20 protein-coding genes are annotated in these 22,388 nt (G+C 56.0%); 12 read left to right on the top strand and 8 right to left on the bottom strand.

What is annotated here, in order from left to right; all coding sequences use genetic code 11:
• Window positions 1–4 precede the first annotated feature (4 nt).
• The 9 genes from gmk to phoB all read left to right on the top strand — a co-directional run bounded on the left by gmk (window position 5) and on the right by phoB (window position 8,873).
• A complete protein-coding gene (gmk, locus tag ED661_RS09895; RefSeq protein WP_122073736.1) occupies window positions 5–646 on the top strand; it encodes a guanylate kinase in 642 nt (213 codons plus the stop codon).
• Complete coding sequence (locus ED661_RS09900; RefSeq protein ID WP_122073737.1) at window positions 643–1,164, top strand: gamma carbonic anhydrase family protein; 522 nt, start codon at window positions 643–645, stop codon at window positions 1,162–1,164. The genes gmk and ED661_RS09900 overlap by 4 nt, the downstream gene beginning before the upstream one ends.
• 115 nt (window positions 1,165–1,279) lie before the next feature.
• A complete protein-coding gene (locus tag ED661_RS09905) occupies window positions 1,280–2,323 on the top strand; it encodes a cell wall metabolism sensor histidine kinase WalK (RefSeq protein ID WP_122073738.1) in 1,044 nt (347 codons plus the stop codon).
• Window positions 2,324–2,645: 322 nt separating this feature from the next.
• Entirely contained in the window at window positions 2,646–3,701 is a 1,056-nt protein-coding gene (locus ED661_RS09910; protein WP_122073739.1) for a substrate-binding domain-containing protein, read from the top strand.
• A gap of 106 nt (window positions 3,702–3,807) precedes the next feature.
• Window positions 3,808–5,286: a phosphate ABC transporter permease subunit PstC gene (pstC, locus tag ED661_RS09915; protein WP_122073740.1), complete on the top strand. Its 1,479-nt coding sequence runs from the start codon at window positions 3,808–3,810 to the stop codon at window positions 5,284–5,286.
• Entirely contained in the window at window positions 5,286–6,638 is a 1,353-nt protein-coding gene (gene pstA, locus ED661_RS09920; RefSeq protein WP_122073741.1) for a phosphate ABC transporter permease PstA, read from the top strand. Before pstC ends, pstA begins: the two co-directional genes overlap by 1 nt.
• A gap of 14 nt (window positions 6,639–6,652) precedes the next feature.
• Complete coding sequence (pstB, locus tag ED661_RS09925) at window positions 6,653–7,450, top strand: phosphate ABC transporter ATP-binding protein PstB (protein WP_122073742.1); 798 nt, start codon at window positions 6,653–6,655, stop codon at window positions 7,448–7,450.
• Between the two features lie 19 nt (window positions 7,451–7,469).
• On the top strand, window positions 7,470–8,180 hold the full coding sequence (gene phoU, locus ED661_RS09930; RefSeq protein ID WP_122073743.1) for a phosphate signaling complex protein PhoU: 711 nt from the start codon (window positions 7,470–7,472) through the stop codon (window positions 8,178–8,180).
• Window positions 8,181–8,183: 3 nt separating this feature from the next.
• Window positions 8,184–8,873: a phosphate regulon transcriptional regulator PhoB gene (gene phoB / locus ED661_RS09935; RefSeq protein WP_122073744.1), complete on the top strand. Its 690-nt coding sequence runs from the start codon at window positions 8,184–8,186 to the stop codon at window positions 8,871–8,873.
• An 89-nt stretch (window positions 8,874–8,962) separates the two neighbouring features.
• On the opposite strand, the gene ED661_RS09940 is transcribed toward phoB, so the two are convergent.
• On the bottom strand, window positions 8,963–9,877 hold the full coding sequence (locus ED661_RS09940; protein ID WP_122073745.1) for a LysR family transcriptional regulator: 915 nt from the start codon (window positions 9,875–9,877) through the stop codon (window positions 8,963–8,965).
• 108 nt (window positions 9,878–9,985) lie between these two features.
• On the opposite strand from ED661_RS09940, the gene ED661_RS09945 reads away from it, so the two are divergent.
• The 3 genes from ED661_RS09945 (at window position 9,986) to ED661_RS09955 (ending at window position 14,641) form a co-directional block, all read left to right on the top strand.
• Window positions 9,986–11,206 carry an acyl-CoA dehydrogenase gene (locus ED661_RS09945; RefSeq protein ID WP_122073746.1) on the top strand — a complete coding sequence of 407 codons (1,221 nt, stop codon included), beginning with the start codon at window positions 9,986–9,988 and terminating at the stop codon, window positions 11,204–11,206.
• 762 nt (window positions 11,207–11,968) lie between these two features.
• Window positions 11,969–13,732: a SulP family inorganic anion transporter gene (locus tag ED661_RS09950; RefSeq protein WP_122073747.1), complete on the top strand. Its 1,764-nt coding sequence runs from the start codon at window positions 11,969–11,971 to the stop codon at window positions 13,730–13,732.
• Window positions 13,733–13,873: 141 nt separating this feature from the next.
• Window positions 13,874–14,641, top strand: a complete 768-nt coding sequence (locus tag ED661_RS09955) for an SDR family oxidoreductase (protein ID WP_122073748.1) — start codon at window positions 13,874–13,876, stop codon at window positions 14,639–14,641.
• A 21-nt stretch (window positions 14,642–14,662) separates the two neighbouring features.
• Here the strand turns inward: ED661_RS09955 and ED661_RS09960 are convergent, their stop codons facing one another.
• The 7 genes from ED661_RS09960 to ED661_RS09990 all read right to left on the bottom strand — a co-directional run bounded on the left by ED661_RS09960 (window position 14,663) and on the right by ED661_RS09990 (window position 22,387).
• On the bottom strand, window positions 14,663–15,526 hold the full coding sequence (locus ED661_RS09960; RefSeq protein WP_122073749.1) for an acyl-CoA thioesterase II: 864 nt from the start codon (window positions 15,524–15,526) through the stop codon (window positions 14,663–14,665).
• Window positions 15,527–15,539: 13 nt separating this feature from the next.
• On the bottom strand, window positions 15,540–17,498 hold the full coding sequence (locus tag ED661_RS09965) for an acetoacetate--CoA ligase (protein WP_122073750.1): 1,959 nt from the start codon (window positions 17,496–17,498) through the stop codon (window positions 15,540–15,542).
• Window positions 17,495–18,706, bottom strand: a complete 1,212-nt coding sequence (locus ED661_RS09970) for a serine hydrolase (RefSeq protein ID WP_122073751.1) — start codon at window positions 18,704–18,706, stop codon at window positions 17,495–17,497. Before ED661_RS09970 ends, ED661_RS09965 begins: the two co-directional genes overlap by 4 nt.
• Before the next feature lie 32 nt (window positions 18,707–18,738).
• Window positions 18,739–19,503 (bottom strand): enoyl-CoA hydratase/isomerase family protein, encoded by a 765-nt coding sequence (locus ED661_RS09975; RefSeq protein WP_122073752.1) that lies wholly within the window; start codon window positions 19,501–19,503, stop codon window positions 18,739–18,741.
• 194 nt (window positions 19,504–19,697) lie between these two features.
• Window positions 19,698–20,726 carry a phosphotransferase family protein gene (locus ED661_RS09980; protein ID WP_122073753.1) on the bottom strand — a complete coding sequence of 343 codons (1,029 nt, stop codon included), beginning with the start codon at window positions 20,724–20,726 and terminating at the stop codon, window positions 19,698–19,700.
• Between the two features lie 12 nt (window positions 20,727–20,738).
• Complete coding sequence (locus ED661_RS09985) at window positions 20,739–21,389, bottom strand: histidine phosphatase family protein (protein WP_122073754.1); 651 nt, start codon at window positions 21,387–21,389, stop codon at window positions 20,739–20,741.
• Between the two features lie 2 nt (window positions 21,390–21,391).
• Window positions 21,392–22,387, bottom strand: a complete 996-nt coding sequence (locus ED661_RS09990; protein ID WP_122073755.1) for a nitronate monooxygenase family protein — start codon at window positions 22,385–22,387, stop codon at window positions 21,392–21,394.
• Window position 22,388: the final 1 nt, after the last annotated feature.

Consider the following 22,388-nt stretch of genomic DNA (forward strand, 5'->3'; position numbering starts at 1 on the left):
CCTGATGGCAGACCGCCGCGGCCTTTTGATCATCCTGTCCTCGCCCTCCGGTGCGGGCAAATCCACCCTGGCAAAGCGCTTGCGCAGCTGGGATGACAGTATTTCCTTTTCCGTCTCGGCGACCACCCGTAATCCGCGCCCCGGCGAGGTCAACGGGCAGGACTACCATTTTGTATCGGTGGATGATTTCAAATCCGCTGTGACCGAAAACGATATGCTGGAACATGCACATGTCTTTGGCAATTTCTACGGCTCTCCCAAAGGTCCGGTACGCGACGCCATCGAGGACGGCAAAGATGTGCTGTTTGACATCGACTGGCAGGGCGCCCAACAGATCCGCAATTCGGAACTTGGTCAGCACACACTCTCTATCTTTCTGCTGCCGCCCTCGATCACCGAGCTGCGCCGCCGGTTGGAAAGCCGGGGTCAGGACGATGCCGAGACCATCAAGCGGCGGATGGAGAAAAGCTGGGATGAGATCAGCCACTGGGGCAGCTATGATCATGTCTTGATCAATGATGACCTGGATACCACCGAAGAGGCCCTGAAAACCATCATCACCTCGACCCGTCTGCGCCGCATCCAGCAGCCACAGCTGACAGACCATGTGCGCCTGCTGCAAAGCGAATTTGAGGAAATGTCATGACCCTTTATGCTCTTGGAAACGACCAGCCACAGCTCGACGCCGACACCTGGGTGGCACCCGATGCCAATCTGATTGGCAAGGTGGTGCTCGAGGCCGGCGCCTCTGTATGGTTTGGTTGCACCATTCGCGCCGATCACGAAGAGATCCGCATCTGCGAAGGCGCAAATGTTCAGGAAAACGTGGTCATGCACATTGATGCTGGCTATCCGCTAACTGTGGGCAAGAACTGCACCATTGGCCATAAGGTCATGCTGCATGGCTGCACCATTGGCGAAAACAGCCTGATCGGCATGGGCGCTACGGTTTTGAACGGGGCCAAGATCGGTAAAAACTGCCTGATCGGGGCAGGGGCTTTGATCACCGAAAACAAGGTGATCCCGGATAACTCGCTGGTGATGGGCGCTCCGGGCAAGGTGGTGCGCGAAGTGTCCGAGGCGCAGGCCAAAAACCTCACGCTCAGCGCGCTGCATTACCAGGAGAACATGCGCCGTTTCCGCGACGAGATGCGCCCCGTCTGAGCAGGCTTCCTAAAGTCGAAGCTCTGCCCTCTCTCAGGAAGGGCCGGGCTTAGGCTGCCACATGGCGTTTACATTCGCCTGTTAGGAGAGCTGAATCACAAGTGGAGAGCAGAGCATGAAACAAGAGGTGATCGCGGGTTTCCTTGAGGCGATGCCTCTGCCCAGCGTATTGGTAGACCAGACCGAACGATTTATTGGCGCCAATAGACTTGGGCTCGACCTGTTGGGCGGGCAAATCATGGGACGCCATTTTGCCACCATCCTGCGTCAGCCGAGTGTCACCGGCGCCATTGAGAAATGCCTGGAGGATCGCACCAATCGCTCGGCCAAGCATCTGTCCAATGATGGCGCCCAAGACACCACCTACGAGGTGTCCTTGCGCTATGTTGATGGCATTGGTGCGGTTGAGGGCGGCGCGGTGCTCATAACCTTCACGGATGTCACTGAGCGCGAACAGGCCAATCAGATGCGCCGCGATTTTGTCGCCAATGTCAGCCACGAATTGCGCACGCCACTGACGGCCCTGATGGGGTTTATCGAAACCCTGCGCGGTGCCGCACGCGATGATCCAAATGCGCGGGATCGGTTTCTGTCTATCATGGAGGGCGAAGCCAGCCGGATGAACCGCCTGGTCGGGGATCTGTTGTCCCTGAATCGCGTGGAGAGCAAAGAGCGTATTCGTCCCAAGGAAGAAATGGATCTGGTGGCGCATCTGACCTCGACCCTGAAAACGATGCAACCGCTTGCCGAGAGCGGCAATGTCACACTGAACTTCACCCCGCCCGAAGATCCGGTGATGATCATTGGGGATGCCGATCAGCTGTTGCAGGTCTTTATCAACCTGGTGGAAAACGCCATCAAATACGGCGGCGACCAGGTCGAGATGACAGTTGAGCTGCTTGAGCGGGATCCGTCGCTGCGCAGTGCTGCCGTTCGGGTACAGGTGAGTGACAACGGACCCGGCATTGACCCGATACACCTGCCGCGCCTGACAGAGCGGTTCTACCGTGCTGACAGCCATCGCTCCCGTGAAATGGGCGGGACCGGATTGGGACTGGCCATCGTTAAACATATCGTCAACCGCCACCGCGGGCGGCTAAAAGTGGAGAGCGAGCTTGGCACCGGAACGTGTTTTTCGGTGATATTGCCGCTGTCATAAACCACGGCGCGCTCTTTCCCGCAGCGAGTTCCCCCAATGTCACATTCCCACAGCTCAGGGCCAGTACTGCCCCGAGGATATGAATCACGTCCTTGCAAATTCTGATCTTCCACGATCTGCGCTAGGTCAAATGACTCTGCACGGTGTGTTTTTTCCGGAAAAGTTAAGGGCAGGGGCGGGTTTTGTGACAAAAAATGATCCGGTTCTGGTTTTGTCATACGCCTGTTACATAGCCGTCACAAAAGCCTCATGTCCGCCTCTTAGGAGGGGCGCATGATCATCACGAGATGGTCACAGATATTAATTCCTCATGGAGACTCTGATGTCCTTTATGAAATTGACCGCTTCTGCCCTGACCATTGCCGCTGTGTCGGCGACTGCTGCCACGGCACGTGACCAGGTTCAGGTTGCTGGCTCCTCGACCGTTCTGCCCTATGCTTCCATCGTTGCCGAAGCCTTTGGCGAAAACTTCGACTTCCCAACACCCGTTGTTGAATCCGGTGGCTCTTCTGCGGGCCTGAAGCGCTTCTGTGAAGGTGTTGGCGAAAACACCATCGACATTGCCAATGCTTCGCGCGCCATCAAGGAAAAAGAAATCAAGGCCTGCGCCGAAGCTGGTGTCACCAACATCATCGAAGTGCGCATCGGTTATGACGGCATCGTGTTTGCCTCTGACATCAACGGCAATGAATTTGCCTACACCCCCACCGACTGGTTCCTGGCCCTGTCCAACGAGATCCTGGTTGACGGCAAGATGGTTGCCAACCCAAACAAGACCTGGGCTGACGTAAACGCTGCCTTCCCAGCCCAAAACATCCAGGCCTTTATCCCAGGCACCAAGCACGGCACACGTGAAGTGTTTGAAGACAAAGTGATCCTGGCTGGCTGTGAAGCCACCGGCGCATTTGAACACCTGCTGGCCCACGCGGAAGGTGATACCCCTAAGGCCCAGAAAAAAGCTGCTGAAAAAGCCTGTATCGCGCTGCGGACCGATGGCGTTTCTGTCGATATCGACGGCGACTACACCGAGACCCTGGCCCGCATCGAGAGCAACAAAGACGGCATCGGCGTCTTTGGTCTGGCCTTCTACGAGAACAACACAGACAAGCTGCAGGTTGCAACCATGTCCGGTATCGTGCCTTCGACCGAAAGCATCGCAACCGGCGAATACCCTGTCTCGCGCCCCTTGTTCTTCTACGTGAAGAAAGCTCACATCGGCGTGATCCCTGGCCTGAAGGAATTTGCTGAGTTCTTCATCTCTGATGAGGTTGCCGGCCCCGATGGTCCACTGTCCGAATATGGCCTGGTTGCCGACCCAGAGCTGAGCGAGACTCAGAACGCGGTTGCAGACGAAGCCACCATGGGCGGCAACTCCTGATAACCCCCAGCACATAGCTACTGGCTGGGGCGGATCATCCGCCCCAATCCTGTTTCTGGACCTGGTCCTGTTCGACTTTACCGCTGCTGTCACACCGGAGCTTTTGATGCCAACATTCTGGCTTATCCTTGTCTTGCTGGCGCTTACAGCGCTTGGCTTCTGGTTTGGGCGCCGCCGCGCCTTGGCCTCGGCGCAGGGAAATCCGCGCCATCTGCACTCACTCCCCATCTACTACGGCGCGAATGTTGCCATGAGTGTCGCCATTCCAGCTCTGCTGACGCTGGTGGTTTGGCTCCTGGCGCAGCCTCTGCTGATTGAAAACCGGGTGTCGGCGACCATCCCGCAAGAGCTGATCCCGGAAAATACCAGCATTGGCCTAGTGATGAGCGACGTGCGTCGCTTGGCTGAAGGTCTGGACCTGGCGGTTGATCAGAATGTCATGACCCGGGGTGAGGCACTTGACCTGGATGCAAGTACCACGGATGTGCGCGCCCTGCTTGGCTCGGTTGGCGTGGCTCTGGGGTCCGAAGTGCGCCCCGAAGTGCTGGCAGCGGCCCAAAGCTACCGGAAGCTCTCCAGCACCGGATCTACCGCAATGACGCTGGTCTGTCTGGTTCTGGCCTTGATCGGTTTTGGCCTGTCCGCACGCCGCACCCACAAAGACTTTCGCGCACGCAACATCGTGGAGCGCGGTGTACTGGCGCTTTTGGTGCTGGCGGCCTCGCTGGCGATCCTGACCACGGTTGGCATCGTTCTGTCGATGTTGTTTGAAACCGTGAACTTCTTTGGCCTGCACGCCTGGACAGATTTCTTCTTTGGCAGCACCTGGGCGCCGAATTTCCGCGGTGACAGTGAGCTGTCGATGCTGCCGCTGCTCTGGGGCACGCTCTATATATCGGCGATTGCCCTGATAGTAGCGGTGCCCGTTGGTCTGTTTGCAGCGATCTACCTGTCGGAATACGCCAGCCCTGCGGTGCGTTCCGTTGCCAAGCCACTGCTGGAGATCCTCGCGGGGATCCCGACAATTGTGTATGGTCTTTTTGCACTGCTGACGGTGGGGCCGCTGCTGCTCAACCTCTTTGGCCAGGGCGAAGAGGGCTTTCTGGGGCTTGAGTGGATGACCGGGGCAACCTCGGTGCTGACGGCAGGCGTGGTGATGGGCATCATGTTGATCCCCTTTGTCTCGTCCCTGTCTGACGACATCATCAACGCAGTCCCCCAATCATTGCGGGATGGCTCGCTGGGTCTGGGCGCCACCTCATCCGAGACCGTGCGCCAGGTAGTTCTGCCGGCCGCCCTGCCGGGCATCGTTGGCGCCATCCTGCTGGCGGCCTCGCGCGCCATTGGCGAGACGATGATTGTGGTCATGGGGGCAGGGGCGATTGCAAAGTTCTCTGCCAACCCGTTTGAATCAATGACAACAATCACCACCCGTGTGGTCAGCCAGCTGACGGGTGATACCGATTTTGCCAGCCCCGAAACGCTGGTGGCCTTTGCCCTCGGGCTTTCTCTCTTTGTCCTTACTCTGGGCCTCAATGTCCTGGCGCTCTACATCGTGCGCAAATATCGGGAGCAGTACGACTAATGACTGATCTTAGCCCAACTCCGGACCAGCCTGCTGCGGCCAAAACCTCGCTGCTGACCCTGTCCCCCCGCACTGTGAAGCGCAATTCTGCGGAACGCCGCTTCAAAGCCTATGGCATTGCTGCCATTGCGGTGGGTCTTTTGATGCTTCTGGTACTGGTCACGACCATTGTGGGCCGTGGCACCGGCGCCTTTCAGCAGACCTTCATCACCGTGAATGTCGAACTGCTGGAAAGCAAGCTGGACAAAAACGGCGAGCGCAACATCGAAGACATCAAGCGCGTCACCACCTTTGGCTACGCACCTTTGCTGAAGACCGCGATGAAAGAAACGGTGTCTGGCCTTGGTATTGAAACCGACCTCAAGGCCAAGCATCTGGCGGGGCTATTGTCCAAAAGCGCCGTTGCGCAGTTGCGGGCCTTTGTTCTGGCCAATCCTGAAAAGATTGGCGAAACCATCGCGTTCCGCTTCCTGGCGCAGAGCCGCGTTGATGGCTACCTCAAGGGGCGTGTGTCGCGTGACAGCATTGCCAATGACAAAAACATCTCACCGGCACAGCTGGACCTGGTGGATGCGCTGATTGCGGCCGGGGTGATTGAGAAGACCTTTAATCTGGACTTTATCATCGGGTCTGACGCCTCTGATCAACGCCCTGAAGCGGCCGGCATGGGCGTGTCGATGATGGGGTCTTTGTTCATGATGCTGGTGGTTCTGGCCCTGGCCCTGCCCATTGGCGTTGCGGCTTCGATCTATCTGGAAGAGTTTGCACCCAAGAACTGGATCACCGATGTGATCGAGGTGAATATCGCCAACCTCGCGGCGGTGCCGTCGATTGTCTACGGCATCCTTGGTCTTGCGGTCTTTATCAACTACATGCACCTGCCGATGTCGGCCCCTCTGGTCGGTGGCCTGGTGCTGACGCTGATGACGCTGCCAACGATCATTATCTCGACCCGTGCGGCTCTCAAGGCGGTTCCGCCCTCAATTCGGAATGCCGCATTGGGGGTTGGTGCCTCCAAGATGCAGTCGGTATTCCACCACGTGCTGCCACTGGCCGCACCGGGAATCCTGACCGGGACCATCATTGGCCTGGCGCAGGCACTTGGCGAAACCGCACCTTTGTTGTTGATCGGTATGGTTGGCTTTATCGCTTCCAACGCGCCTGAAACCATTGGTGAGGGCCTGTTGTCGCCGAACTCTGCAATGCCTGCTCAGATCTATGAATGGGCCAAACGTGCCGACCCGGCCTTTTATGAACGCGCCTGGGGCGGCATCATCATCCTACTAATCTTTCTTGTAACCATGAATACGGTGGCCGTGATACTGCGGCGTCGGTTTGAACGTCGCTGGTAGCCGGAGGTGAGGAAATGAACACTATGAATATGTTGGATAAAACCTTGGACACAGAGACCACCAAGATCTCCGCGCGCAATGTCAATGTCTACTATGGCGATACACATGCCATCAAGGACGTGAATGTCGAGATCGCCGCCAACACCGTCACGGCCTTTATTGGGCCGTCGGGCTGTGGCAAATCCACTTTCCTGCGCTGTATCAACCGGATGAACGACACGATTGATGTCTGTCGGGTGACCGGAGACATTCTGCTGGACGGCGAAGACATTTACGACAAACGCGTCGACCCGGTGCAGCTGCGAGCCAAGGTTGGCATGGTGTTCCAGAAGCCAAACCCATTCCCCAAGTCGATTTACGACAATGTGTCTTACGGTCCCCGGATCCACGGTTTGTCGCGAAACAAGGCAGAGCTGGATGAAATCGTTGAGAAATCTCTGCGCCGCGCGGCGATCTGGGACGAGGTCAAGGATCGCCTGGATGCGCCGGGCACCGGCCTGTCCGGTGGCCAACAACAACGTCTGTGCATTGCCCGCGCCATTGCCACCGAACCCGAAGTTTTGCTGATGGATGAGCCCTGCTCGGCGCTGGATCCGATTGCGACGGCTCAGGTGGAAGAGCTGATCGACGAGCTGCGGGCGAACTACTCTGTGGTGATCGTGACCCATTCGATGCAACAGGCCGCCCGTGTCAGCCAGAAAACCGCCTTTTTCCATCTGGGTAATCTGGTGGAATTTGGCCCTACAGGTCAGATTTTCACCAACCCGGATGATCCCCGCACCGAAAGCTATATCACTGGCCGTATCGGTTAAGCGAGCAAAGGAAAATATCATGGTAGAACAACATATTGCCTCAGCCTTTGATCGGGATCTCGAGGCCATCCAGGCCCAGATCATGAAGATGGGCGGGTTGGTCGAAGCTGCAATCGTCGATTCTGCGCGGGCGCTGGAAACCCGAGATGAAGAACTGGCGCAGCAGGTGCGCATCGGCGATCAGGCCATCGATGGTCTGGAAGAGCTGATCAACGAGGAAGCCGCCCGCGTCATCGCAATGCGTGCGCCCGCCGCCGTCGATCTGCGCGTGGTGCTGTCGGTGATGAAAATCGCCGGCAATCTGGAGCGCATTGGTGACTACTCGAAAAACATCGCCAAACGCACCGGGGTTCTGGTCCAATGGCATGACAGTACCGACAGCTCAGCTGCATTGCGCAGGATGGCGCGTGAAGTCGAACTGATGCTCAAGGACGCATTGGATGCCTACATTCAGCGCGATGTTGAGCTGGCAGCAGATGTGATCCTGCGCGACCGCGAAGTTGATCAGATGTACAATGCACTGTTTCGGGAATTCCTGACCCATATGATGGAGGATCCGCGTAACATTACCTCCTGTATGCATTTGCATTTCATTGCAAAAAACATTGAACGCATGGGCGATCACGTGACCTCGATCGCTGAGGAGCTGATCTACCTGGTGACGGGCAGCCGCCCCGAGGATGATCGGCCCAAGGCCGATACCACCTCAACTGCGATCGAGGAGACCTGATCCATGACTGCCGATCAGCCCACAGTTCTGATCATCGAAGATGAATTGGCCCAGCGTGAAGTGCTCGCCTATAATCTTGAAGCCGATGGCTTTCGTGTCATCCGGGCGGAAAACGGTGAAGAGGGCCTGCTGCTAGTTGAAGAAGACATGCCCGATATCATCGTTCTGGACTGGATGATGCCCAATTTGAGCGGGATCGAGGTTTGCCGTCGCCTCAAAACACGGCCCGAGACACGCGGCATTCCGATCATCATGCTTTCTGCCCGGTCTGAAGAGGTCGACAAGGTGCGCGGGCTGGAAACCGGGGCGGATGACTATGTGGTCAAACCCTATTCGGTGATCGAGCTGATGGCACGGGTGCGCACGCAGCTGCGGCGGGTGCGACCTTCAACTGTTGGCGTGCGCTTGGAATATGATGACATCATTCTGGACGCTGAAACCCATAAGGTCAGCCGGTCCGAGCAGTCCCTGAAACTGGGTCCAACCGAGTTTCGCCTGCTCTCCACCTTTATGGAGAAACCGGGGCGGGTCTGGAGCCGTGAGCAATTGCTGGACCGGGTCTGGGGGCGTGACATCTATGTCGACACCCGTACGGTTGACGTCCATATTGGCCGCTTGCGCAAGGCGCTCACCCAGTTTGGCGGTGCTGACCCGGTTCGCACGGTCCGCGGTGCGGGCTATGCACTGGGCTAGAAGTGCCGGATAATCGATTGAAGATAAAGTAAAAATGGGCGCCATTGGGCGCCCGTTTCTTTTTCATCCTCCAACGGTGTCTGATTAACCTAGCGTGGCAGCGGGTCTTCTGGCTGAGCTTGTCCCTCCAGCCACTGTCGGAACTTTGTGAGCGCCGGATCACGCGATTTGGTCTTGGGCCAAACCAGGTAATAGGCCCCTGCGGCCTCGGTTGCCTGTGGCTGGAGCCCGGTCAAACGACCGGTGGCGATATCCTGTTCCACCAGATAATCTGGCATCAAGGCCACCCCCAGACCATGCAGGGCGGCCTGGGTTATTGTTGAGAATTGATCATACATTGTTCCCCCCAATGACTCAGGACTGGTGGAAACCCCATGGAGTTCAAACCAATCTACCCAGGCGGTGGGACGGGTTTGAATATGTAAAAGCGGCATTTTCAAAATTTTCTGAGGCGGGATGTAAGTCCCAACTGGAACCAGATCTGGGCTGCAAACCGGCAAAAGCTGTTCGCTCTTCAACAGCATAGAATCCGTTCCAGGCCAGTCTGAATTTCCAAAATGTATCGCTGCATCAATGGGTTCGCTGCCAAAGCTAAAAGCCTGCAATCGGGTGGTCATATTGATGGTGATATCAGGGTGGCGGCGGGCAAACTCTGGCAGACGCGGCATCAGCCAACGCATGCCAAAGGCCGGCAGGATCGCCAGATTCAGCGTTCCAGCCAGAGGTGCAGCTTGCACCCGCAATGTTGACTGGGTGATCTTGTCCAGCGCCTCGCGGATCTCACGGGCATAGGTCTCCGCCTCCGGGGACAGATGCAGTTTCTTGCGGTCACGTTGCACCAAAGAGACCCCAAGCTGCGCCTCAAGGGATTGTAATTGCCGACTAACTGCCCCCTGCGTCAGGCTAAGCTCCTCGGCTGCAGCGGAGGCACTGCCGAGACGGTCCAGAGCTTCCAGGGCGCGCAGCGCAGAGATCGAGGGGAGGAATCGCCGGGGATGTTGCATGTATGAGTTTTACTCATGTTTTAGTGCCAAAGTCTCGCTATTTTTTCGCCAAATCAGCTGTTAATCATTGAGCAACACACGCACATATCCAATCATGAGGATCTTCAGATGACTGATAAGCCAAGCCTGCGCGCCAAAGATGCACCCGACCTGGGGGGCTTCACCTGGGAAGATCCTCTGCGTATGGACGACCAGCTGACTGAAGATGAGCGGATGATCACCGCTTCTGCACGGGCCTATGCCCAGGAAAAGCTGCAGCCACGGGTCACCGCAGCCTATGAAAATGAGGAAACTGATCCCGCGATCTTCCGCGAAATGGGTGAAATGGGCCTGCTGGGCACCACCATCCCCGAAGAATACGGCGGTTTGGGCGGCGGCTATGTCTCCTATGGTTTGGTTGCCCGCGAGGTAGAACGCGTCGACAGTGGTTATCGGTCGATGATGTCGGTGCAAAGCTCTCTGGTGATGTACCCGATCTATGCCTATGGCAGCGAAGAGCAGCGTAAGAAATACCTGCCCAAACTGGCCTCTGGCGAATGGATTGGTTGCTTTGGTCTGACCGAACCCGACGCAGGTTCCGACCCGGCTGGCATGAAAACCCGCGCCGAAAAGACCGCCACCGGCTATAAGCTGACAGGTTCAAAGATGTGGATCTCCAACGCGCCTATCGCGGATGTCTTTGTTGTTTGGGCCAAATCTGACGAGCATGGTGGCAAAATCCGCGGATTTGTGCTGGAAAAAGGCATGAAGGGCCTCTCGGCGCCGAAGATCCAGAACAAGGCTTCCCTGCGGGCCTCGATCACTGGTGAGATCGTCATGGATGGTGTCGAAGTTGCTGACGAAGCATTGCTGCCACATGTGCAGGGGCTGAAAGGTCCGTTTGGCTGTTTGAACCGTGCCCGCTATGGCATCAGCTGGGGCGCGATGGGGGCGGCCGAAGCCTGCTGGCATGCGGCGCGCCAGTATGGTCTGGACCGCACGCAATTTGGTCGCCCGCTGGCCAACACCCAGTTGTTCCAGCTGAAGCTCGCCAATATGCAGACCGAAATCACCCTTGGGTTGCAGGCCTCGTTGCGCGTTGGTCGCCTGATGGATGAGGCCAATGCCGCGCCTGAAATGATTTCGATCATCAAGCGCAACAACTGCGGCAAGGCGCTGGAGATCGCCCGCCATGCCCGCGACATGCACGGCGGCAATGGCATCAGCCTGGAATTCAACGTGATCCGCCACATGGTGAACCTCGAAACTGTTAACACCTATGAGGGCACCCATGACGTTCATGCGCTGATCCTGGGTCGGGCGCAGACTGGGTTGCAGGCGTTTTTCTAAGTAAAGAAGATGCTTTAAGTTAAGGCCAAGTTGTTTTGGTTCTGATTTGCGGGCGAGGGGTGGCAGGCCATCCTTCGCCCGTTTCCTTTCAAGTATTGCGCTTGCGCAATATGAGCCTGCAATAATGCAATTCCTTCAGTTTTCCCCTCAACCACGATAGATTTGCAAAGCATTTCTTATCGGCTCGCTGCATCTGCACTGTGGTTTGGGATACAAAACTCTTAATCACTATCTTGCAAAGGATCTGCCTGCAAACCGGCTCTGAAATTGCAAAGAGGCCAATAAATAGACGCCTGAGCGTGATTTCAGCTAGAGACCTTCGGGAATGTGAGGAGGTCAATACCTTACCAAACCAGAGGTAAGCATGGAGAATTTGCAATGTCAGATCTGGAAAGCTGACAACCACCTTGTGGTTTTGCAAACATGTCTGAAGCGGCCAAAAGAGCAGGGCGCCTTCACATTGACGCAAAGGGGGCGAGCCGATCTAGCTCGAAGCACCCCCAGCCCGATGGCACCTTGCACAAATCACCCTACGGATTTGCGCAAATAAGCGCCCAAAAGCGCAAAGTTGAGCGTTCATTCCAGCATAGCATTCGGTTAAAAACGCATATTTACAATAATTTAACCCGGTACGAGCGCGATGTGAAGGGCTTTCTTTCATCTTGATCGACACTGGGGGGTTTACTCTCACCTCATAACATATAAATAAATGAATATGTAAACCTCTTACGTCTTTCAGGCGTGGAAAGGGTGAGAGCAGAGATGACAAAAACGCTCCTGACAAAAACGCAGTGGAACAAGCTTTTCCCAATCCTGAATTGGGGTTCCACCTATAGCCGAAAAGACCTGGGCGGTGATGTGACTGCAGCGGTGATTGTCACAATCATGCTGATCCCCCAGTCATTGGCCTATGCCTTGCTCGCAGGACTTCCCGCAGAAGTAGGGCTCTATGCCTCGATCCTTCCCTTGGTGGCCTATGCCATCTTTGGCACCTCACGGGTGTTAGCGGTCGGGCCGGTGGCCGTCGTTTCCCTGATGTCGGCCTCGGCGCTGTCCACATTGGGGCTGGAAACCCTGGCGGATTATGTGGCGGCCTCGGCGGTCTTGGCCTTGATGTCAGGTGTGCTGCTGGTGGTCATGGGCGCCCTGAAACTGGGCGTGGTTGCAAACCTGCTGTCGCATCCTGTCATTGCCGGCTTCATCACTGCTTCGGGCCTGTTGATTGCAGTAAGCCAAGTAAAGCACATACTGGGTGTCAAAGCCTCTGGTCATAACCTGCTGGAGATACTCAGTTCATTGGGGCAGGGGCTGGGACAGGTCAATTTAGTGACGCTGACTCTTGGTCTTGCAGTTTTGGCGTTTTTGTTCTGGTTGCGCCTTGGATTGTCGGACCTGTTGCAGGCCAAATTTGGCCTGTCCAAACAGATGGCAGGCACCATCGTTCGCATCGGGCCAGTCTTTGCGGTGATTGGCACCATTGCCCTGTCTTGGGGGGGGGATCTTCCCGCCCTTGGCGTGTCGGTTGTTGGTGCGGTGCCAACTGGATTACCGCCCATGGGACTGCCGCAGCTGAACAGCACGGTGTTGACCGCGCTGATTGGGCCTGCAGTGCTGATTACCATTATCGGCTATGTCGAAAGTGTTTCTGTCGCTCAAACTTTGGCAGCCAAACGTCGTCAGAAGATTGATCCCAATCAAGAACTTACTGCTCTTGGCGCGGCAAATATTGCCTCGGGCCTGTCCGGCGGCTATGCGGTAACCGGCGGTTTTGCCAGATCGGTGGTGAATTTCGACGCCGGAGCGCGCACTCCAGCGGCAGGCGCGTTGACTGCAATTGGAATAACTTTGGCCGCTATCTACCTGACTCCATATCTGTATTTCCTTCCAACAGCGACATTGGCTGCCACCATTATTGTGGCCGTTCTATCGCTTGTTGATCTCACCATCCTCAAAACCGCCTGGCGCTATTCACGGGCCGATTTTGCAGCTGTTTTTGTCACCGTGGTTCTGACACTTCTGATCGGGGTCGAGATTGGGGTAGGCGCCGGGGTGGTCACTTCAGTCGCTTTGTTCCTATGGAAGACATCGCGCCCACATGTGGCCGAGGTCGGGCAGGTGCCAGGCAGCCAACATTTTAGAAATATTGATCGCCATCAGGTGCATACCGATCCATCACTGGTGACGCTCAGAATTGACGAAAGCCTGTATTTTGCCAATGCCCGTCGCATGGAAGATTTGATCCTTGACCGTGTGCACCGCGGCAGTGGGCAGTTGCGCCATGTGGTTCTGATGTGTTCAGCAGTGAATGAAATCGACCTCAGTGCCTTGGAGTCGCTGGAGGCAATCAACCATCAACTCTCTGACCTAGGCGTCAATCTGCATCTGTCCGAGGTTAAAGGGCCGGTGATGGATCGGTTGAAGCGGAGCCATTTCCTGGAGGAGCTTACCGGTGAAGTTTTTCTGTCGCAAAACTGCGCCTTCGAAAGGCTAAGCAAGGATCCAGCGTCTGAACAAGAGGTGTCTTAACCCCACAAACTATTTGCGACAGGTAGCGCCTATAATTGGTATTATGTAAATAAACAATGTTCCGTTCCGTCACCCAGGATTGGCAGCCCCTGTAAAGCACAGTAGCCTTTCTCCAACAAAACCAGAGACAAGGCGGTAGAAATGAACATCAAAGGTAGTTGCATAGTTGTGACCGGCGCTGCAAATGGCATCGGCAAAGGACTTGCGCAGAAGTTTGCGGATCTGGGCGCCGCCCATGTGATCTGCGCTGATATCGATCTGGATGGCGCAAAGATCACGGCTGCCCACATCTGCGGTGTTGCTCTACATCTCGATGCCAGTAGCGAAGACAGTATCAAGGCGTTGATTGATACTGTCGAAAACAGCATTGCACCAATTGATCTGTTTTGCTCCAATGCCGGCATTCTCACCATGGGTGGTTTTGAAGTCTCCAATGAGGAATGGCAAAAGATTTGGGATATCAATGTGATGTCCCATGTTTGGGCGGCGCGCCATCTGGTTCCGCTGATGATGGAGCGTGGCGGTGGCTACATGCTCAACACCGCCTCAGCAGCTGGCTTGTTAAACCAGATTGGCGCGGCACCTTATGGTGTTACCAAACACGCCGCAGTGGGTTTTGCCGAATGGTTGGCCATCACCTATGGCGATCAGGGCCTTGGCGTTTCCGTTCTATGTCCACAGGCGGTGCGTTCTGAAATGACCCGTGGGTTTGAGGATAGCGTTGCCAGCCTCGATGGAATGCTGGAGCCTGATCTTGTCGCCGACTATTGCGTGAAAGCAATCGAAAACAACGAGTTCCTGGTCTTGCCGCATCCACAAGTAAAAGACTACATGCAGGCCAAAGCCGCCAATTATGGTCGTTGGATCACCGGCATGCAAAAGCTGCGGGATAAGTTCTCCGGTAAATAAACCCGCTGCTCAACTGCGCTGTTATCCAGTGATTGGACGCATCAGGCCTTCTTGGGCGACGCTGGCGACCAACTGACCATCCTGCGTGTAGATGGAGCCGCGGTTGAAGCCCCGGCCACCGCCGCCAAAAGGAGAATCCATCGTATAAAGATGCCATTGGTCGAATTGCACCGGAGCATGGAACCACATGGCATGATCCAGACTGGCAGTCATCGCTTCGGGCTTATACCAGGTAAGCCCGTGCGGCCGCAGTGCCGAGCCTAGCAAGCCAAAGTCGGAGGCATAGGCCATCAACACATGCTGTAGCTGCGGCCCTGCCGCTTTAGCTGCTTCCATTCTGATCCACATATGATTGATATCACTTGTTTTATCAGGATTCAGAGGGTCACGTGGCTCAATATCGCGGATCTCGAAGGGCCGCGGCCGGATGAACTCCGCGCGGTGTTCTTCTGCTATGCGATGGGCATGTTGCAGATGCACCTCATCGCGCGACAAAAGTCCATCAGGCGCTGGAACGTCCGGCATCTCATGCTGGTGCACCCAGCCTTCTTCTTGATGATGGAATGAGGCCGCCAGGTTCAGGATCTGGCGACCATTTTGGATCGCAGTAACCCTGCGCGTTGTGAAACTGCCGCCATCACGGGCCGGATCAACCTCGTAGATGACCGGCTTGCTGGGGTCTCCGGGGCGGATGAAATAGGCATGCAGCGAATGGCACAGCCGTTCGGGCACACTGGCGTAAGCTGCCGTCAGGGCCTGCGCGATGACCTGACCGCCATAGATCCGCATGGGCGTTTCTCCGCCCGATCCAATCCCGCGGTAGAGATTGGTATCGAGCTCTTCTAGGTCGAGAAGATTGAGAAGAACACTCCCAGCGTCAGTCATTTAGCAGATCTTTCTAATGTTTTCGGTCATTGGCATAAGAAATGAACAGATCAAAACTGTCAGAGTTCACCATCGAGTCCCGGTTCACAACCTTTGCAGGATCCCCTCCAAGTAGCAGCTTTTTCACCGGAACTTCCAGCTTTTTGCCGGAGAGGGTTCGCGGAATTTCGGCGACTTCGATTATCTCATCCGGTACAAAACGGGCGGAGACAAACTCACGGATCGAGGATTTAATCTGATCTTTCAGCCCTTCGTCCAGGCTTCCTGGTTCCGTCAGAACCACAAAGAGCGGCATGAAACTGTCTTTGCCGAGGAACTCCAAGTCCACAACCAGACTGTCCTGGATCTCGGGCAAGGCCTCGACGGCTTGGTAGATTTCCGATGAGCCTAGGCGCAGGCCACGTCGATTGATCGTTGCATCCGAGCGACCATAGATGACTGAACCACCTTCGGCAGTGAAGGAGATCCAATCACCGTGACGCCAGATACCTGGGTAGGTCTCAAAATAACTTTCTCGCAGCCGCGATCCATCCTCATCTCCCCAGAAAAACAAGGGCATAGAAGGCAAAGGTTCAGTGCAGACCAATTCGCCGACTTCGCCAGTCAACTCGGCGCCGAAGGGATCAAAGGCGCGGACCGCATTGCCTAGGGCGCGGGCCTGCATTTCACCAGCTCGGACTGGCAACATGACATTGCCGCCGACAAAGGCGCCGCAGAAATCGGTGCCGCCAGAAACGGGCGCCAGCCAGATATCAGCGCTGACAGAACGGTACACCCAATCATATCCATCCGATGTCATCGGCGATCCGGTAGCACCCAAGGAGACCAGAGAAGTCAGATCCAAATTGGCGCCGGGCTCGATGCCCGATTTGGCACAGGCGGTGAAAAACGCGGCACCCGCGCCAAAATAACTCATCCTTTCATCGGCAACGCGGCGCCAGATATCCAGCATATCCGGATAGTTAGGGGCGCGATCATAAAGCATGACCGTGACTCCCTGCCCCAAAGCGCCAAGTTGCAGGTTCCACATCACCCAGCCAGAGGAGGTCAGCCAGCAAAATCGGCTGCCTGGAGCCAGATCAAGGTGAAGCGACTGTTTGCTTCCTTCCAGCAAAATACCACCGTGGCCATGCACAATCGGCTTTGGGTTGCCGGTGGTGCCAGAAGAGTAGACGATCCACAGCGGATGATCAAAATCCACCTGGGCGAAGCTCAGCTCTGCCGCAGTGTTCAGCAAGCCTGACCAGGCCACAGACCCGGTTGGGGCCGGCAGATCATTTGTGGCGACATAGATATGGTGTTCAAGGCTTGGCAAACCCGCCACAACCTTAGCCATCTCATCTTGTCGACCGTTTTCTTTGCCGCCATGCAGATAGCTGTCTTGATAGATCAACACCTTAGGTTTGATCTGCCGGAACCGATCGAGAATTGCCACATGGCCCATATCCGGCGCGCAAAGCGACCAAATGGCGCCTAGGCTGCTCGCCGCAAGGCAGGCGATAATGGCGCTTTCGGTATTGGGCAGGATAGCTGCCACACGGTCGCCCTGCCCGATCCCCATATCCCGTAGATGCGACGCTAGGCTTGCGACCTGGGCGCGGAGCTCAACCCAGCTGAGTTCTGAGCGACCAAAGGTTTCGGAATGCACAATAAGAGCCTGATTTCCCTCATCAACACCCCGACCGGAAAGAATATTTTCAGCCCAGTTCAACTGCGCGCCAGGGAACCATTTTGCGCCGGGCATCTTGCGGTCTGCCAAAACAGTGCTGGCTGTGGCGGAAAACTTGAGGTCAAAATAGTCACAGATGGATTGCCAGAAGGCTTCCAGATCCGTTGTACTCCAGCTCCACAACTCGTTGTAGCTGGCAAATTCCAGCCCTTTGGTCTGCCTGAGCCAGTTTTGGTAGGCTGCCAGTTGACTGGCCTCTGCGCGTTCTGCAGTTGGGGTCCAGAGGATCGGATTTTCGTTCATTTCATAAGTGCTCCATGCACCAGGGCTTTGAGTTCGGCCCGTGCGGGATACGAGCTGGAGGGGGAAAGCTGGGTGAAAAAGACAACCGAAAGATCCAGGATCGGATCCACCCAAAAGAAGGTTGAGGCCATACCACCCCAGCTGAAATCACCAACGGAACCCGGGCAACGCGCACGGGCTGGATCCAGCACCACAGCCCCACCGAGGCCAAAGCCCATGCCCTCCATCGGCTGCTCAGCAAAGCTTTGCGGTCCCATCGAGGCAATGTCACCGGGCAGGTGGTTTTGCATCATAAAATCAAGGGTTTTGGGTGCGATGATATAGCCATCCTTGCCACGCCCGCGCTGACGGAGCATCTCGGTAAAACGCATGTAGTCATCAATGGTTCCAACCAAACCACCGCCGCCCGACATCATATCTGCGGTCTCAAATGGTGATCCGCCATAGAGATCCGTCAGGCGCAGTGTTTCACCACCTTTTTGGGCGGAATTGAGCGCCATGGCGTCCCCCGACAGGGGCGTGTAAAGTGAGGCAAAGCGGTTACCGGCCTGGCGCGGCACCCGAAATCCGGTTTCCGTCATTCCCAAAGGCTGAAAGATTTCGGTTTCAAAGAACTCTGCAAGTGTTTGACCAGAAACAACTTCAACCACCCGACCAAGCACATCAATGCTAACTGAATACTCCCAGCGGCTGCCTGGTTGAAAGGCCAAAGGATAGCTGGCCAGATGGGCGACCATCTTGCCCAGATCACCCTGATTTGGTTTGAACATCAGCTGTTCGCGATCCATCGCTTGTGACAGAACACCGGGATTGAATGGATAGCTCAAACCAGAGGTATGGGTCAGCAACTCATGCAGTGTTGGCGCGCGGGAAGGCTCGGTTTGCTCGATCGAGGTCGCACCGGGAACCAGAGCCTGCATTTCACCGAACTCAGGAATGAAATCGGACACCGGTGCATCAAGGTGAAACAAGCCCTTTTCGGCCAGCATCATCAGCGCAACCGAGGTCACAGGCTTGGTCATGGAATAGATCCGGACCAGGGTATCGCGGGTGAAGTCGAGGTTTTCTTCCAGGTTCCGCCGACCTGCTGCGTGGAAATATTGCTCAACTCCGCCCTGGTTGATCAGCAGTGAGCTACCTGCATATTTTCTATGATCCACATAGCGTTGCTGCCATTTCTTTAAATTCTCAAGCCGTGTCTGATCCATTGCCCCTGCCCTCCCTTTGCGTCGTTTTCCGACTATCCCTGATCGATCATGCGCTGCATTGCTGGCTTGGTCTCGCTGTTGAACCAGCCACCTTCGGGGCTGTTCACGCCCTCACCCAATGCCGTTTTGATCTTTGCGATGGTCTCTCCGCGCAGTTGCTGTTTGATTGAGGCATAGGCAATCGAGGGCAGCTCAGCCAGTTTACGGGCCTCAGACAAGGAAAAGGCCGTCAGATCTTCCTGATCCTCTGCGATGATATCTATAAAGCCAAAGTTGCGCGCCGCGATGGAGCCAATTGGCTGTCCCGTCAGCATCAACCGGCGCTGGGTATCGGAATCCAGTGTTGCCTTGGCGATCTCCAGCGGCCCGACAGGGAAATCCGCCCCGACGCGGACTTCTGCAAGCCCAAAAGAGGATTTGGTCATGGCAACCCGGCGATCACTGGCGAGCACAAAGAACAACCCACCAGCAATGGCTGCGCCGCTCACAGATGCAACCACGGGTTTGGGACAGGCATAGAGCGCCAGAAAGCCCTCATTCAGCCCACGGACGATGGCATGCTGCTGTTCAATGTCAAAATCCTGAGCCTCCTTAAGGTCAAGTCCAGCGGAAAACACTTTGAAAGGGCTTGTCAAAATAATTGCACGCACGGCATCATCATCGCCCAATCGAGTGATCAGATCGGCAAACTCCATCAGGAATTCTGCACTCAGCGCATTGACCGGAGCACGGCCCAATTGCAGCTCAACAATCCCATCCCCAAGGTCCCGTGTGCTGAGGGTGTCACTTTCTGTCATCCAGGCTCTCCTTCGCTCAGAAACTGCCTTCTGTGTCCGAAGGCTTTGATTGACATATTGCGCAGCCCCATCTCCCTGGTCGAGGGCAAAGAACTACGTAGAACCACGCATAGCGCTATGAAAGGGGTTATATAGCCAAAAGAAGTAAACGAATGCAGGCAGGTTTTGCCCGCATTCGTTCAAAATTTCAAAGGCTATTTGTTAAGCGCTTCCAAGCCACTACGGGCAAAAAGTGAGACAAATCCACCAAGTTTGACGGCGCGCTCCGGGTTTGAGGCATTGCCATCCAAGGCGCGCTTCAGCACCCCCTGCAAGATAGCACCCATGCGGAAAAAGCTAAAGGAGAGGTAGAAGCCAAAGTGGTCAATCCCCTGCAACCCGCGTCGCTTGCAGTAGCTCTCGATAAAGGCCTGATCCGAGGGCAGCCCAAGTGCCGCCCGATCGACCCCGGCAAGGCCACGACCTTCGTCACCCGGGGGCATCTGCCATTGCATAATGACCCCGGCCAGATCGGCATAGGGATGGCCGATCGTCGACAATTCCCAGTCCAATACCGCCTGGCAGGCTGTTCCATCGCTGGCAAAGATCATATTGTCGATCCGATAATCCCCATGCACCAATCCGCGCTGCCCGTCATCTTTTGGCATCGCCTTTTCAAGGGCTTGGATCAGCTCGTTCATTTCCGGAATGGTTTCGGTTTCCGATGCGCGATATTGTTTGGTCCAACGTGCCAGCTGGCGCTCAAAATAGTTTCCGGGCGGGCCGTAATCCGAAAGCCCAACCGCATCGATATCGACCTGGTGCAGCGTGGCCAGCACTCGGTTCATTTCATCTATAACACCTGCACGAGTCTGCGGATCCGCATCCTTCATCCGGGGATCAGTGATATTGCGGCCCGCGACGTGATCCATCACATAAAAGGACGAGCCCAAGACATCATCGTCTTCACAGAGCAAATGCATCTTTGCCACCGGGACATCCGTAGCCGCCAGCGCCTGTTGCACCCGGAATTCACGGTCAACCGCATGGGCAGATTTTAGCAAAACGCCCGGCGGTTTACGGCGCAACACATAGTTTCCTGCACGGGTTTTCAACATAAAGGTTGGGTTGGACTGCCCGGTCTCAAACTTTACCACCTCAAAATCGCTGTCAAACCCGGGCAAGCGCCCGCGAAGATAGGCGCCAACGGCCTCTTGATCCAGGGTCTGGGTCTTTGTGCTCATCTTCTGCTCCCGTCAGCTATAGGTCATAAGAGCCGCACGCTCCTGATTATGAAAGTGCGGCACGGAGTTGAATTCATGGAGAAAAAACTTCTCCTTTGAGAATACAAATCGGCTGGTAGATGTGTTCTTTATCTGTAGGTTCAGTGCGATCATCTGATCATTGGGCAGGGTCAGACTGGCAGCAACCAGTCGCGCAATGGCGCCCCCAGAACTTACCACCAATACGCGCTCCGCCCCAGATGAAACGGCCTCTTGCCGGGCTTGCTCTACGCGATTGCAGAAGGCCTCCCAGCTTTCGCGCGCCTGCGCTATGCCCCCCCTCTGCCATTCAGCCAGTGTTTCCTTCAACGCACGGAAATGCGTCTTACGGTCAGTGATGACATCCCGCGGCGCCTGACCGCCAAAACGGCTGTGCAGCAGATCGTGAAAATCATATTCATTCCACCCGGCATGTTCTTCTGCAGTCCCGTCAAACCCCATTTCCTCCAGGGTTTGCTTTTGCCGCATCAGGCTGCCGGTAATCATCCGGTCCGGGATCCAGTCGAGCCCGCGCAGGGTGTCCCCCAGGGCGCGCGATTGTTGCCGCCCCAGGTCGCTCAGATCATCATAGTTATCCGCCCCAAAGGACGCCTGACCATGGCGAACAATCAACAGTTCAGCCATTTTTAGCTGTTGAACTCGCTGGCCAGTTTTGTACCGGCTGCCTGGTACTCACCGGCAATACGGTCCACCAGTTCACCTGCCGAACAGATGGATTTGACATCGCCAATCCCCTGACCCGATCCCCAGATTTCTTTCCAGGCCTTAGGCTTGGACGAGCCACTGCCGAAGTTCATGGAAGTGGAATCTGCGCTCTCCAGATTGTCGGGGTCCAGGCCGGCGTTGACGACTGACTTTTTCAAGTAGTTCCCTGAAACACCCGTAAACAAAGAAGAATACACAATGTCATCAGCGCCGCTATCGACGATCATCTGCTTGTATTCCTGCTGGGCATTGGCCTCATGGGTGGCAATAAACGGAGAGCCCGCATAGCCAAAATCGGCACCCAAAGCGCGCGCTGCCAAAAGCGCCTCGCCGCTGGCAATAGCGCCGGACAGGGCCAAGGGGCCATCAAACCAGCTGCGGATCTCGCGGATCAGTGCAAAGGGAGACTGCTGACCGGCATGGCCACCAGCGCCGGCCGCCACGGCAATCAGACCATCAGCGCCCTTCTCAATGGCCTTTTTGGCAAAGGTATTGTTGATCACGTCATGCAGCACAACACCACCACAGGAATGCGCGGCCTCGTTCACCTCCGGGCGGGCGCCAAGCGAGGTGATCCAGATTGGCACATTCCAGCGGTTGCAGATCTCCAGGTCACGCTCCAGCCGGGTGTTGGAGCGATGGACAATTTGGTTCACTGCAAAAGGCGCGGCGGGCTGGTCTGGGTTTTCCTGATTGTGACGATCCAGTTCCTCGGTGATCTGCTTCAGCCAGGCTTCCAGCAGGATCGGATCGCCCTCGCCTTCGCGCGCATTCAAGGCAGGAAAGGCGCCGACAATCCCGGCCTTACACTGGGCAATCACCAGTTCGGGCACCGAGATGATAAACAATGGGGAGCCAATCAGCGGGATCCGCAGCCCCTGCAGCGCCTTAGGCAGGTGCTCATTCGATGAAGACATC

This window comes from Pseudophaeobacter sp. EL27 (genome assembly GCF_900313025.1).
In the GTDB taxonomy this organism is placed as follows: Bacteria; Pseudomonadota; Alphaproteobacteria; order Rhodobacterales; family Rhodobacteraceae; genus Pseudophaeobacter.